This is a genomic window from Hyalangium minutum, from assembly GCF_000737315.1.
Lineage (GTDB): Bacteria > Myxococcota > Myxococcia > Myxococcales > Myxococcaceae > Hyalangium > Hyalangium minutum.
The window spans coordinates 128532-141769 of the sequence record NZ_JMCB01000006.1 but is presented as its reverse complement, the minus strand read 5'-3'; the positions used below and the strand labels follow the sequence as shown (position 1 = coordinate 141769).

Annotated in this window: 12 protein-coding genes; 9 read left to right on the top strand and 3 right to left on the bottom strand. The window is 69.0% G+C overall.

Going from position 1 to position 13238, the window contains the following annotated elements:
- Positions 1-43 precede the first annotated feature (43 nt).
- Positions 44-427 (top strand): hypothetical protein, encoded by a 384-nt coding sequence (locus DB31_RS16035; RefSeq protein WP_044188418.1) that lies wholly within the window; start codon positions 44-46, stop codon positions 425-427.
- Between the two features lie 4 nt (positions 428-431).
- Here DB31_RS16035 and DB31_RS16030 read toward each other — a convergent pair whose 3' ends face one another.
- Positions 432-743 (bottom strand): hypothetical protein, encoded by a 312-nt coding sequence (locus tag DB31_RS16030; RefSeq protein ID WP_044188417.1) that lies wholly within the window; start codon positions 741-743, stop codon positions 432-434.
- Between the two features lie 92 nt (positions 744-835).
- On the opposite strand from DB31_RS16030, the gene DB31_RS16025 reads away from it, so the two are divergent.
- Entirely contained in the window at positions 836-1114 is a 279-nt protein-coding gene (locus DB31_RS16025) for a hypothetical protein (RefSeq protein ID WP_044188414.1), read from the top strand.
- A 36-nt stretch (positions 1115-1150) separates the two neighbouring features.
- On the top strand, positions 1151-1594 hold the full coding sequence (locus DB31_RS16020; protein WP_044188411.1) for a hypothetical protein: 444 nt from the start codon (positions 1151-1153) through the stop codon (positions 1592-1594).
- A gap of 13 nt (positions 1595-1607) precedes the next feature.
- On the opposite strand, the gene DB31_RS16015 is transcribed toward DB31_RS16020, so the two are convergent.
- A complete protein-coding gene (locus DB31_RS16015) occupies positions 1608-2300 on the bottom strand; it encodes a radical SAM protein (RefSeq protein ID WP_044188409.1) in 693 nt (230 codons plus the stop codon).
- A 103-nt stretch (positions 2301-2403) separates the two neighbouring features.
- Positions 2404-3243, bottom strand: a complete 840-nt coding sequence (gene nudC, locus DB31_RS16010; protein WP_044188407.1) for an NAD(+) diphosphatase — start codon at positions 3241-3243, stop codon at positions 2404-2406.
- 179 nt (positions 3244-3422) lie between these two features.
- On the opposite strand from nudC, the gene DB31_RS16005 reads away from it, so the two are divergent.
- The 6 genes from DB31_RS16005 to epsZ all read left to right on the top strand — a co-directional run bounded on the left by DB31_RS16005 (position 3423) and on the right by epsZ (position 13174).
- A complete protein-coding gene (locus DB31_RS16005) occupies positions 3423-4607 on the top strand; it encodes an ABC transporter substrate-binding protein (protein ID WP_052419998.1) in 1185 nt (394 codons plus the stop codon).
- A 9-nt stretch (positions 4608-4616) separates the two neighbouring features.
- A complete protein-coding gene (locus DB31_RS16000) occupies positions 4617-6788 on the top strand; it encodes a PAS domain-containing sensor histidine kinase (RefSeq protein WP_044188405.1) in 2172 nt (723 codons plus the stop codon).
- Entirely contained in the window at positions 6779-8614 is a 1836-nt protein-coding gene (locus DB31_RS15995; protein WP_240486726.1) for a response regulator, read from the top strand. The genes DB31_RS16000 and DB31_RS15995 overlap by 10 nt, the downstream gene beginning before the upstream one ends.
- An 18-nt stretch (positions 8615-8632) precedes the next feature.
- Positions 8633-10261: a response regulator gene (locus DB31_RS44835; RefSeq protein WP_052419997.1), complete on the top strand. Its 1629-nt coding sequence runs from the start codon at positions 8633-8635 to the stop codon at positions 10259-10261.
- A gap of 12 nt (positions 10262-10273) precedes the next feature.
- Positions 10274-11302: a glycosyltransferase family 4 protein gene (locus tag DB31_RS15985; protein WP_083968360.1), complete on the top strand. Its 1029-nt coding sequence runs from the start codon at positions 10274-10276 to the stop codon at positions 11300-11302.
- Positions 11303-11656: 354 nt separating this feature from the next.
- A complete protein-coding gene (gene epsZ / locus DB31_RS15980) occupies positions 11657-13174 on the top strand; it encodes an exopolysaccharide biosynthesis polyisoprenyl-phosphate hexose-1-phosphate transferase EpsZ (protein WP_044188402.1) in 1518 nt (505 codons plus the stop codon).
- The last annotated feature ends 64 nt before the right edge of the window (positions 13175-13238 follow it).

Below are 13238 nucleotides of genomic sequence, written 5' to 3'. Positions count from 1 at the left end.
CTAAAGTGCGGCTCCTACTCACCGCGCTGGAGGGCCGGCTCTCATGAAATCGTTCTTCTCGCATCGGGGTGGTGCGTCGCTGCTGCTGCTGGGAGTGCTGGGGACGGGGTGTGGCTACGGGCCTCCCAACCACAATCCCATCGTCTCCGCGGGCCCCGAGCCTTCCATGAAGGACGTGGTCTCCGGGACCGAGGTGCAGATGCACCTGGTGGTGACGGACGAGGATGGGGATGAGCTGCGCTACCGGTGGATCCAGTCGCCGTCGGAGCCCGCGGGGACGTACAGCAACCCCGAGGTGGGGGAGCCGACCTGGATCGCGCCCGAGGTCACCAAAGTGACGAGCTTCCTGCTCAGGGTGAACATCCGCGACGGAGAGGGCTCCTCGCTGAGCGGCTCGACGACGGTCCAGGTCCACCCGCGCCCGTAGAGGCTCAGCCCGCCGTGGGCGTGGGCGCGGCCGGGGGCGCGGGCGGGGTGGCGCGCTGCTTCTTGGCGCGGGCCTGGACGAAGACGATGCCCAGCACCAGGAAGACGAGCGCGCCGATGCCCGCGCCGAGGGCCTGGGCGTGGATGAGCTCCGTGGTGACGTCGTGCACCACCTGCGGCAGGTTGCACTTCGTCTCCGTGGCCAGCGGCGTGGTGTTGTTCCACACCTGGTAGCTGCGGTTCGTGAAGGTGGCCACCACGTTGCCGATCAGCCCGCCCACGAGCGTGAAGAGGAGCACTGTCTTGAGCTTGTCCATGGCAGGGGTACCTCGGAAGGAGGGCGGGTGAGCGTCATTTATATGCGCTTGGGGCCGCCGCAAAGCCTGGACCGTGTTATCTGTGGCCTATCGTGCCGCTCCTGCCGCTCGCCACTCTGTTTGGGCTCGTGACGCTCGTCTGCGCCGTCTTCCTGTTCATCCACGCGTTCCGTCGCAGCGTGGGCACGGGGATGATGGTGCTGCTCATCCCCTGCTACATCCTCTTCTACGCGTTCAGCCAGTTCGAGCACCCGCGCAAGAACCTCATCCTCGCGGGCTTCTTCGGCTGCTCGGTGCTGGCCGCCGTCTTCCTGGGCCTGGGCGCCCATGGGGTGACGCGGGTGATGGTGGGGTACCCGCCGGACTACTGAGGCCTGGGCTTCGGCTCCTGGCGCTGGAGGTGGTGAATGCTCACGCCCGAGCCGGCTGGCGCGCGCTGCGCGAATCACCCCGAGGCCGCCGCGGTGGCCTCCTGCGCGCGCTGCGGCACCTTCCTGTGCGGCGCCTGCACCGAGCTCCTGGGAGAGGCGGCCTCCTGCGCCAGCTGCCTCGCGTTGCTGCACAAGGGCGCCGTGCCGCCCCGGAGGATGAAGGTCATCCTCGCGCTCAACGTCCTTGTCCTCGTCACCTTCCCGCTGCTGGGGGCCCTGCCGCTGCAGAACCTGGTGATGTCCGTGCTTGGACTGTGGGTCGGCACGCGAGAGCGGCGCCGGATCCGCGAGAGCCAAGGAGCCGTTGGCGGCGCAGGGCAGGCCTGGCTCGCGCTGGGGTTGGGCGTGGTGAACGGGTTGCTGGTGCTGGCGTGGGTTGGGCTGCTGGTCTCCTTCATCGCCCGCCGCGGCCGGTGGTGAGCGGTGAGCGCGCTCACACGCCCCGGGCAGCAGGGTCCCACACGTACTTGTGCAGCTGGAGCTGGAAGCGCACGGGCAGCCGGTCCTCGATGATCCACTCGGACAGCTCGCGCGGGTGCAGCTTGCCGAACACGGTGGAGAACAGCAGCCCGAAGGGCTTGTCCAGCAGGCGGTGCTCGGTGATGAGCGCGCGCGCCCAGTCGTAGTCCGCCCGGCTGCCGATGACGAACTTCAGCTCGTCGTTGGCGTTCATCGAGGTGAAGTTGCCGAAGTCGTTCCGGTCGCACTCGCCCGAGGAGGGCGTCTTCATGTCGACGATCTTGTGCACGGCCGGGGGCACCAGCCGCACGTCGATGGCGCCGCTCGTCTCCAGCAGCACGGTGAGGCCCTCGGCGAGCAGGGCCTCCATGAGCGGGTACACGCCGGGCTGGAGCAGGGGCTCGCCGCCCGTCACCTCCACCAGCGGGGCGCGCAGGGCCTTCACCTGCTCCACCACCTCGGCGTTCTTCATGCGGGTGCCGCCCCGGAAGGCGAACTCGCTGTCGCAGTAGGTGCAGCGCAGGTGGCAGCCGGTGAGGCGCACGAAGGAGCACAGCAGGCCCGCGTGGGAAGACTCGCCCTGCACGGAGAGGTAGATCTCCTTCACCATCACGGAGTCCGCGGTGGGTGTGCGGCGGGGCTGGATATGAGGACGCGCGGCAAGCATGGGAGGGCGAGCGGGGGGCGCTTTTAAGCACGGTCCCCGGAGGATTCCAACCGCTTGGCTGACCCGGGACGTTCCACGCGCCTGACAGGCAGGCGCTCCGCCCCTAGCTCCCCGAGGGGCCGGCCTTCCCCTTCATCCGCTCCACCCACGAGTCGATGAGGTGGCGCGCGATGCTCAGGCGCGGGGGGATGCGGGGGAGGGTGTCCACGGTGAACCAGCCGGCCTCGGCAATCTCCTTGTCGTCCACGTGCAGCTCGCCGCCCGCGTACTCGGCGGTGTAGCCCACCATGAGCGAGCGCCCGAAGGGCCACGGCTGGCTGCCGAAGTAGCGCAGGTTCTTCAGCTCCACCCCCACCTCCTCCTTCACCTCGCGGTGCACCGTCTCCTCGAGCGACTCGCCCGGCTCCACGAAGCCCGCGAGCGTGCTGAAGAAGGCGTCCGGGAAGCTGGCGGAGCGGGCCAGCAGGACGCTGTCCCCCCGGGTCACCAGCACGATGACCGCAGGCGAGATGCGCGGATAGAAGGGCGTGTGGCACGCGGGGCAGCGGCGCGCGCGCTCGCCGGGCACCAGGTCCGTGGGCGTGGCACAGCGGCCGCAGAAGCGGTGAGTGACATCCCACTCGGCGATGGCCAGCGCGCGGCCCGCGACGAACAGCAGCTCCTCGTCCACCTGCCGGAACAGGTTGCGCCCGCCGATGAGCTTCAGCCCCGTGGGGGGCTCCTTTCCCTTCGGCCAGCTGGCGGCGTAGCAGTCCACCCCATCCAGCGTGCCGATGAAGTGCGCGCCCTCGGCGAGCTCCGGCAGGCGAGCACCCTGGGGGATGGCCACGCCGCCCTCCCGCTCCTCGATGAGGAGCTCCAGGCCCTGGGCGGCAAACAGGAAGGCCTCTTCGCGGCGGCGGGTGGGGGGCTCATGACCGGGGACGAAGCGGGGCGGGCTCACGTCCCCACCATAGCGGGGACCCCGGCGGCTTGCAGGGCTCGGGATTGGACCTGATACATTGTGGGTGTCGGTCAGAAGACCCGGGGGAAGCGAGGTGGCTGCACCTCGCGAGAAGACGCGTTATCACCGCTGGCACTCAGGACAGGTGGGGCTTGGGACGGGCGACCCAGGGGGCGTACATGCAACGACTGGGGTGGATGCTGTGCGCGGCCCTGCTGGTGGCGGGGGTTGCGGGCGCGCAGGACAAGCCTCTCGACAGGCCTCCGATTGTCCTGGGGCTTCACGCGGACATGAGCTCCGGCTCGGCCATGGCGGGAGAGGCCGTCCGCCGCGGGGCGCTGCTGGCCATCTCCGAGATCAACGGCCAGGGCGGCCTCCTGGGCGGACGCAAGCTGGAGCTCGTGGTGAGAGACCACCACGGCGTGCCCGCTCGGGCCGAGTCCCAGCTCCCCGAGCTCGCGGACATGCCGAACCTCGTGGCCGTGCTGGGGGGGCTGCACGGCGCCGCCTTCCTCACGAGCCTCCCGTACATCCACCGGCGGCAGCTCGTGTTCATGGGGACGTGGGCGTCCACCAAGGAGCTCATCGATCACGGCGAGACACCCAGCTACACCTTCCGGGTCTCCGCCCAGGATTCGCTCGTGGGGGAGTTCCTGGTCTCCAAGGCGCTGAAGCCGGGGCGGACCCAGCTCGGGCTGTTGCTGGAGCGCAGCGCGTGGGGCCGGAGCAATGAGAAGGCCATGAGCGAGGCGCTGGCCCGGCGCAAGCTGACGCCCGCAGGCGTGCAGTGGTTCAACTGGGCCGACGAGAACATGGACGCACAGGTCGCCGCGCTCGAGCGCATGGGCGCCCAGGCCATCCTCCTGGTGGCCAACGCCCCGGAGGGCAGCAACGCCATCAAGAGCATGGCGCGCAGGCCCCAGGACAAGCGCGTGCCCCTCTATGCGCACTGGGGCCTCTCGGGTGGGAGCTTCGTGGCGATGGCGGGGCCGGCCCTCTCCGAGGTCGAGCTCTCCGTGTTCCAGACGTTCTCCTTCGTGGGCGCCAAGGACAAGCGGACCCAGGACTTCCTCACCGCCTACCACCAGATGTTCGGGACGACGCGGGCCGAGGACATCTCCGCGCCGGTAGGGACGGCGCACGCGTATGACGCCGTGTGGCTGCTGGCGCTGGCCATCAAGAAGGCGGGCACCACGGATCGGCCGAAGGTCCGCGACGCCCTGGAACAGCTCGGGCCTCATAAAGGACTCATCCGCACGTATCAGCCCGCCTTCACCCCCACGCGCCACGAGGCGCTGGAGCTCTCCGACTACCAGCTCACCACCTTCACTTCCGAGGGCGTCCTGGTGCCCTCCGCGCCCTAGGAGGTGGCCGTGCGCTTCTTCCGAAGCCTTCAGGGAAAGATCCTCCTGTTCTTCTTCCTGATCGACGTGGCCACCGTAGGGGTGCTCGTCGCCACTGTCTCGGGCAAAGCGAGGGAGGCGCTCGCGGAGAAGATCGAGCAGCAGCTCCAGCTGACGGCTGTCACCGTCTCCAACGACATCGAGGCCCAGCTGACCCTCAAGTGGGACTTCATGAAGTCGCTGGCCTCCAACACGTTCATGGTCAACAGCGTCATCGACCCGATGGGGCGCGGTGACTACCTGGTGCCCTTCATGCAGCGGCTGGAGCTGCCCGGCCTGGGCGGGGACCAGACGGACGTGTGGCTGGTGGACTTCGCGGGGCGCACCATCGCCCGCAACAGGGTGCCGGCGGACAGCCCCGCGCATGCCGTGCACTTCGCCGACGAGCCCTGGTGGCCGCAGGTGCAGGACGGGAAGCGCGTCCTCACCGTCACCCAGCGAGAGGACCACACGCACCTGCTGTTCGCCGTTCCCGTCCTCTACCAGGAGCACGCCGAGGGGGCGGTGGTGTCCGAGTTAGACCTCTCCCATCTGCAGGAGGTTGCCCTGAGGAGCGGTCTCGAGGCAGCCCTGTTCTCCGGCCAGGGGCCGCTGTTCGGGTTCATTCCCTCGGAGGCGCTGGAGAAGGTCCGGAGCCTGGGTCCCACCCCCGTGCAGACCACCTTCCAGCAGGAGGACACCATCTACCTGGTCGAGCCGCTGAAGGGCTTCCCCCTCCAGCACGCGCTGCACTGGTCCCTGGTGCTCTCCGTGCCCGCCGAGAGGCTCACCCTGCCGCTCCAGGAGCTGCGCCAGCAGATGGTGGGCGCCGGAGCGCTGCTGGCCGTGCTGTTCGCGGTGGTGATCGTCTGGGGGACCCGCAGCCTGCTGCACCCGCTGGAGCGCATCGAGGACACCATGCGGCGCATCGTCGACGAAGGCGACCTGAGCCAGCGCATCCGGCTCCGGTCCCGGGACGAGCTGGGCTCCATTGCCCGCACCTTCGACGAGATGCTCGAGCGGCTGGAGCAGCGCACCGCGGAGCTGGAGCGCTCGCGAGACAAGGCCGCCCTGCTGGCCCACATCACCTCCGCCGCCCCGAGCGCCATCGCGCTGATGGATCTCCAGGGCAAGGCGCGCGTCTGGAATCAGGCCGCGGAGGGCCTCTTCGGGTGGCGCCTGGAGCAGCTTGCCGAGAGCTCCTTCCTGGCCCCGATGGTGGCCGCGGGGGCCCGGGAGGCCATCTCCGAGCTCATCACCCGCGCCAGCGCCACCGGCCAGCCCGCCGAGGCGGAGGTCACCCTCACGAGCCGGGAGGCGGGGCCCGTCCTGGTACAGTTGCAGGTGACACGCATCGCGGACGCGGCCGGCCAGCCCATGGGGTATCTCTTCATCATGAGGGATCAGCGCGAGGTGAAGCGGCTGCGCGAGTCCCTCGTCCAGTCGGAGAAGATGGCCGCCATGGGCACGCTCGTCGCGGGGCTCTCGCACGAGCTCAACAACCCGCTGGGCATCATCATCGGCTACGCCCAAGGGCTGGCGCGGCGCAATACCCTGGAGGACAGTGTCCGGGGTGCGGTGGCCTCCATCGAGCGGCAGGCCCAGCGCTGTGCCCAGCTCGTCCGGGCGCTGCTGGACTTCTCGCGCAAGAAGGTCCCCATCCGCGAGCGCGTGGCGGTGGCCGTTCTCTTCGAGAGGGTAACGGAGCTGGTGCGTGGTCAAGCGAACCGGGCGGGGGTCTCCTTTGAGGTACTCCCCCCCTCTCCGGAGCTGCCCGAGCTGGAAGTCAGCGTCCAGGAAATCGAGTCTGCCTTGCTCAACCTGATTACCAACGCGCTGGACGCGACACCGAGCGGGGGGGCCGTGCAGGTGAGCGCCCAGCCGGTGGCCCCAGGGGGCGGGGTGGAACTCGTGGTGACGGACACCGGCAGCGGTATGTCCGAGGAGGTGCTTCTGCGCGCCTTCGATCCATTCTTCACCACCAAGCCCGTCGGACAGGGGACAGGGCTCGGATTGTCCATTACAAGGAACATTGTCGAGGCGCACGGAGGTGCCCTCGACGTGAAGACATCTCCGGGAGCCGGGACGACGGTCCGGCTGTGGCTTCCGGCGGCAGGAGCGCCCCCCCAGGCGCACCGCATGGAGGCGACCGCATGGAAGTGAAGCTCATAGGTCCGTCGCCAGAGGCTCCTGGGGAGGGCCGGTTTGCCACCCGGGACGAGAGCCTCGCCGGGGGCGCGTCCGCGTCCCGCGGCGCCTCCGCTTCGCCGCTCCCCAAGCGCAGCGTGCAGGAGCTCACCCCGGGAGGAGGCATCTCCGTGCTCGTCATCGACGATGAGCCGGACATGCGCGAGATGCTGGCCTTCTCGCTGCCCGCCAACGAGTTCGAGGTGGTGACGGCGGACGGGGGCCGCTCGGCGGTGTCGCTGCTGGGCACCCGCCGCTTCGACGTGGCCATCACCGACTTGAAGATGCCGGGCATGAATGGCGTGGAGACGGTGTCCGCGCTGCGCGAGCTGGACCCGGACATGGAAATCATCGTCGCCACCGGCTACGCGAGCCTGGAGACGGCGCTGGCCTGCATGAAGCAGGGCGCGTACGACTACATCCGCAAGCCGTATGACATCGCCGAGCTGCGCCACCTCATCCTCCGGGCGGTGGAGAAGCGGCGCCTGCGCTCGCTGGTGCCGCTGTACGAGGTGAGCTGCGCGCTGCTCTCGCTGCGGACCCGTGCCGAGGTGCTGGCGCACCTGGGCGAGCTGACGCTGGACCTCGTGCCGCACCAGGCGTTCCGGTTGCTGCTGCCGGAGCGAGGGCAGGCCGAGCTGAGCATCTGCCCCTCCACGGATGGGCTGGAGGTGCCGCCCCTCGCGCTGCGGGAGCTGTCCCGGCGGGCCATTCAGGCGCAGGAGCCCGTGTGTCTGGTGCGCACCTCGCGCGACTGGCCCTTCGTGCCGGTGGATCGGCTGGGCTCGGCGCTGGCGTACTCGCTGCAAGTGGGAGATGCGCCCGCAGGCTGCCTCATCCTGTTGCGCGGCGTGGGCCAGCCAGGGTTCTCGGTCTCGGAGCTGCAGCGGGGCAGCCTGTTCGCCGCGCAGCTCGCACTGGCGCTGGAGACGGCGCGCCTCAACGGCGAGCTCGAGGCCCGCGTGAAGGACCTGGAGGCCACGCGCGAGGAGCTGGTGAAGGCCGAGAAGCTGGCCACGGTGGGCAAGCTGGCCGCCGGGGTGACGCACGAGCTGAGCAACCCCCTGGCCTTCACCAAGGCCGGCTTGCAGGCGCTGTCCTCTTACTCGAAGGATGTGAAGTCCCTGTGGCGCACGGCCCGCGACGCGGCGCAGGAGCTCTCCCAGAAGGACGACCCTCGCTGCAAGGAACTGGCGCACAAGCTGCTCACCGCGGCGGGCCACGAGACGGAGACCTCCATCCAGGACGTGGAGGAGTCGGCCGTGGATGCCATGGACGGCATCCGCCGCGTGGAGCGCCTGCTCGAGGAGCTGCGTGCCGTGTCGGGAGGGAGCCCGGTGTCGCCCGCCGCGCGGGTGGACATCACGGAGCTGCTGGAGCGCCAGGTGCGCGATACCACCTTGTGCCGGCCATTCCAGGTAGAGACTTCGGGGCCCGTGTTCGCGTGGGTGGGGCTGCAGGACTTCACCTCCAGCCTCAAGCGCATCCTCTCCTTCCTGTGCGAGGCCAGCCCGTTGCCCCAGGGCCAGCCGCCCGTGCCGCTGAAGGTCCTCGCTGGGTACGCGGATGGGCGTGCCTTCATCCAACTGGAGGACTCCCTGCTCACGCTGAGTGAGGCGCGGCACGCGGAGATCTTCGACCCGCGCATCCAGGCCGATTCACAGAGCGGGGACACCTTGCGCCTGAACTTCGGGCTCGCGCTGGCGTGGCGGCTGCTGCGCCGCATGGGCGCGGACCTCACCGCCTCACCGAGGCCCTCGGGAGGCAGTGTCTTCCGGCTGGTGCTTCCGGCGGCGAGGTAGGGGAGAGGCCGCGACATCATGCCGGGACATATCCTCATCGTGGACGATGAGCGGGACATCCGTCAGCTGCTCCGCGAGATGTTGACGCTCGAGGGGCACGAGGTGGCCGAGGCCACCAACGGGGCGGAGGCCCTGTCGCGGCTGCGCGACGCCTCGTTCGACCTGGTGCTGACGGACGTGCGGATGCCGAACCTGAGCGGCATGGAGCTGCTGCGCCGGGTGCGCGAGGTGTCTCCCTCCACCGAGGTGGTGGTGGCCACCGCCTACGCGGAGCTGGACACCGCCATCGAGTGCATGCGCGCCGGCGCGTTCGACTTGCTGCGCAAGCCGTTCAACCTCCAGGAGCTGTTCAGCTGCGTGTCACGCGCGCTGGAGAAGCGCCGCTTCAACGTCTCCACGGACCTGGTGCGGCTGAGCCAGGCCCTCTTCGAGCAGAACGCCATCGAGCAGCTGCCGCGCGCCATCGTGGACAGCGTGCGCTCGTTCATGGCCGCGGACGCGGCGCTGCTGGCGCTGCCGGACACGGACGGCAAGCTGCAGGTGGCGCACGCCCAGGGGCTGTTGGGCGAGGAGGAGAGCGCGCTGTGCCTGTCCCTGGGCGAGCGGATGGTCCGCATGCTCTCGCGGGACCAGATGCCCGCGGTGCTCGGGCCGCTGGGCGGGGACTGGCGCTTCAAGGACTTTCAGACGCTGCCTCGGGAGCTCTCCGTCTGTGTGCTGCCCCTGGCCGCGCGGGAGCGGATGTTGGGGGTGCTCGTCGTCCTGCGCCGCTCCGAGATGCGCGCGCTCAACCGGGGCGAGCTGGACCGGGCCTCGCTGCTGGCCTCTCATGCCGTGCTGGCGCTGGAGAACGCGCGCATGGCCGGCCAGCTCTCCGCCTCCGAGCGGATGGCCTCCATGGGCCTGGTGGCCGCCGGCATCAGCCACGAGATCAACAACCCGGCCTCCTTTGTCCTCAGCAACCTCCTGTACATCCAGAAGGGCCTGAACCTGCTCAGCCGCACCCTGCACCACGAGCCCCACGCGAAGGAGCCGCGGGAGCCCCTCAGCTGGGGGCCGCGCGAGCAGGAGGAGTTCGAGGCCATCCAGGAGGCTGCGAGCGAGGCGTACGAGGGCACGCGTCGCATCTGTGAAATCATCCGGGACATGCGGGCACTGTCGCGGATGGATGACGCGACGGCGGGGTGGTTCGATCTGAACGAGGCCATCCGCTCCGCGCTGCGCATCACCCGCGCCGAGACGACACCCGCCGCCATGGTCGTCGTGGAGCTGTCCGACGGCATCCAGGTGAAGGGCACACCGGGGCGCGTCTCCCAGGTCTTCAGCAACCTGATCATCAACGCGGCGCAGGCCCTGTCCGACTGGAAGGGCCCCCGGCGGGAGATCCGCGTCACCAGCCTTCGAGCGGGAGACCGGGCCATCGTCGAGGTGGCGGACACGGGGCCGGGCATTGCCCCGGAGCACCTGTCGCGCGTCTTCCAGCCCTTCTTCACCACGAAGGGGATGACGACGGGCACGGGGCTGGGGCTCTCCATCAGCCGGGACATCGTCCGGCGGCTCGGGGGAGACATCGAGGTGCAGAGCGAGCAGGGGGTGGGCACCGTCTTCACGGTCTCTCTGCCAGCGCGCCCCACCGAGGGCTCGTGATAGAGGAGGGGCATGCCCCAAGACTCCGCATACATCGGCGTGGGTGAGCCCGTCAGCCGCGTCACCGATGCGCTGGAGAAGAAGGGCCCCATGCTGGAGTTCGCGGCCATGAGCCAGGGGGCCTTCACCCAGGTGGTCTCCATGGCGCAGCGGGGGATGAACCCCGCGTCCAACGTGGACTGCGCCCGCTTCGCCCTGGCCGCGTGGAAGGAGACGCGCGAGCGCCAGAACCTCTTTCTCGCCGAGGAGTTCCCCGCGCTCCAGTTCCTCGCGTGCGACGCGGTGATGAGCCGCCGCAAGCGCCGCATCGTGCTGCTGGTGCACAACGTGTCCAGCAAGAAGCGCTGGCTGGCGCTCTCCAAGCTGGGCCTCCAGCGGCGCGTGGACCACGTGCTGTGCCTGTCCCCGCACAGCCAGAAGGTGCTGGTGGAGCACTACGGCATTCCGCGCGAGAAGGTGAGCGTCATCTACTCGCGCGTGGACACGGCCTACTTCCAGCCCCAGCCGGAGACGCCGCTCAAGCGCCAGGTATGCGCGGCGGGCGCGGTGAACCGCGACTACGGCACGCTGATTGAGGCGGCCACGGGGCTGGACGCGGACGTGAAGATCGCCGCGGACACCATCTGGCGCTACTCGGTGGCCAACAAGGGCGAGACCCAGAGCGCCATGCTGCCGCCGAACGTGGAGATGCGCTCGTGGGGCAGCTACGCGAACCTGCGCCAGCTCTACGCCGAGTCCCGCGTGGTGGTGGTGCCCCTGGCCCGCCCCATCATCAGCGGCATCACCGTGGCCCTGGAGGGCATGGCCATGGGCAAGCCCGTCATCCTCACGCGCAACCCGTACGTCGAGGGCTTCATCGAGGACGGCGTCACGGGCTTCCACGTGGAGCCGGGCAATCCTGTAGCACTGCGTGAGCGCCTGCAGTGGCTGCTGGATCATCCCCAGGAGGCCGAGGCCATGGGCCGCCGCGCCCGCGAGAAGGCCGAGCGGGACTTCTCCGTGGAGCGCTACGTCGAGCGCATCCTCGCTCCGTTTTCTTAGCCTCCAAATTTACAGAACCGGAAAATCCCGACAAAACACTTCCAGAGAAATCCTGGTAGCGGCCAGGGGAGACGACCTATCAGGTCCTCTTCGGCTGGATTGATACATACTGATCACTGTCGACAATCAGAGCCGCAAGTGCTCGGGAGTAGGGGCGAATTTCCGATCGGCAAACAAGCACCCCGCCTGTCAGGTGGGAGGAAGTCCGTAATTTTTCACGTGCTTGCGTGCACTTTTCACAGGCCCATACAATCTTCGCGGGTCCAGAGCGTGGTGGTGCCGTGATTTCTTGCCCACTCTCGCAGGTGGGCGGTGTCACTCCGGGGGAGGATCCCGGGTCGTGGGGAGCTTGGCATGCAATCCGCATCGGTCCAGAAAGAAGTCTCCGAGAATCCGCAGCCGGCGGCGCCCGTTCAGCCTGCCGTGGTGCCGGCCCCCGAGCCCTCGCGGATGATGGCGGTGCCTGCGCTGGCGGCCAAGGCCACTCGGGGACGGCTGGCGCCGGGCTTCGCGGCGAAGCTGAACCTGCTGGTGGACTTGTTCCTGGTGGTGGGCGCGCTGCTGGGCTCCACGCTGCTGATGGGGCACAAGCTGCAAGTGGGCAACCTGGACCTGTGGCTGCTGCTGGGCATGGCGGGGCTGGGCTGGCTGCTGCTGGGCACCGCGCTGTGCCTGTATGACCCGCGGTTCTCGGACCGGGCGCCGCTGGATGACCTGGCGCTGGTGTCCATCACCGTGGTGTCCATCACCTTCATGCTCTACCTGGAGCGCTTGCTGATTGCAGGCGGCTACCCCGTGGTGGCGCTGACGTTCTTCCCGCTGCTGCTCTGGGGGAGCGTGGTGGGGCTGCGGCACTTTGTGTTCCGCCGGCTCGCGGTGCGCGAGGAGCCCATCGACGAGGCGCTCATCCTCGGCCTGGGCGCCATGGGCCGCCTTACGGGCGAGCACCTGGCCGAGCACGGCCGCCGCCGCGTCACTGGCTACCTGGCCTTCGGCAGCGAGAAGGTGAATCCCAACTCGCCGCAGCCGCTGCTGGGCAAGGTGGAGCAGCTGGAAGAGGTGCTCTGCCGCGTGCCGGTGGATGTCGTCTACATCTCGGGCAACGTGCAGAAGCACGGCGTGGAGATGCAGGCGGCCATCAAGCTGTGCGAGCGCTTCGGCATTCCGTTCGCGCTGCCGGCGCACCCGTTCCGCATGGACCGGGCCCGCCCGGAGCACAACCACGCGGTGTCCGACGGCTACCTGCACTTCGTCTCGTACCAGCCTCGGCCGCACCAGATGGCCATCAAGCGCCTGTTCGACATCATCTCCTCGGCGGCGGGCCTGCTGGTGCTCTCGCCGCTGCTCATCTCCGTGGCGGTGGGCATCAAGCTCACCTCGCGCGGCCCCATCTTCTTCAAGCAGAAGCGCGTCGGCCTCCACGGCAAGCCGTTCGACATGCTCAAGTTCCGCTCCATGGTGGTGAACGCCGAGGAGCTGCGCGCCAAGCTCGAGGCGCTCAATGAGCAGAGCGGCCCCGTCTTCAAGATCAAGAACGACCCGCGGATCACCTCCATCGGCCGCTTCATCCGCAAGTACTCGATTGACGAGCTGCCTCAGCTGCTCAACGTGCTGCGCGGTGAGATGAGCGTGGTGGGCCCGCGTCCGCCGCTGCCCAAGGAGGTGGAGAAGTACGCTGCCTGGCAGCGCCGCCGCCTGTCCGTGCGTCCGGGTCTCACCTGCATCTGGCAGGTCTCCGGCCGCAATCAGATCTCCTTCGAGGAGTGGATGTACCTGGACATGCAGTACATCGACAACTGGACCCTGCTGACGGATCTGGGACTGATCCTCAAGACGGTTCCGGTGGTGATCACGGGCAACGGCGCCAGCTAGGCCGCCTGGGCTCGGGGCTGGGGGGCTGCCCGCGAATTGACGCGGGTGTGGGGCTGTCGTTCAC

What these genes read in the sequence shown, in the direction of transcription:
- DB31_RS16035 (WP_044188418.1), top strand. Translation starts at nt 44, where the DNA reads ATGAAATCGTTCTTCTCGCATCGGGGTGGTGCGTCGCTGCTGCTGCTG.
- DB31_RS16030 (WP_044188417.1), bottom strand. Translation starts at nt 743, where the DNA reads ATGGACAAGCTCAAGACAGTGCTCCTCTTCACGCTCGTGGGCGGGCTG.
- DB31_RS16020 (WP_044188411.1), top strand. Translation starts at nt 1,151, where the DNA reads ATGCTCACGCCCGAGCCGGCTGGCGCGCGCTGCGCGAATCACCCCGAG.
- DB31_RS16015 (WP_044188409.1), bottom strand. Translation starts at nt 2,300, where the DNA reads ATGCTTGCCGCGCGTCCTCATATCCAGCCCCGCCGCACACCCACCGCG.
- DB31_RS16005 (WP_052419998.1), top strand. Translation starts at nt 3,423, where the DNA reads ATGCAACGACTGGGGTGGATGCTGTGCGCGGCCCTGCTGGTGGCGGGG.
- DB31_RS15995 (WP_240486726.1), top strand. Translation starts at nt 6,779, where the DNA reads ATGGAAGTGAAGCTCATAGGTCCGTCGCCAGAGGCTCCTGGGGAGGGC.
- DB31_RS44835 (WP_052419997.1), top strand. Translation starts at nt 8,633, where the DNA reads ATGCCGGGACATATCCTCATCGTGGACGATGAGCGGGACATCCGTCAG.
- DB31_RS15985 (WP_083968360.1), top strand. Translation starts at nt 10,274, where the DNA reads ATGCCCCAAGACTCCGCATACATCGGCGTGGGTGAGCCCGTCAGCCGC.
- epsZ (WP_044188402.1), top strand. Translation starts at nt 11,657, where the DNA reads ATGCAATCCGCATCGGTCCAGAAAGAAGTCTCCGAGAATCCGCAGCCG.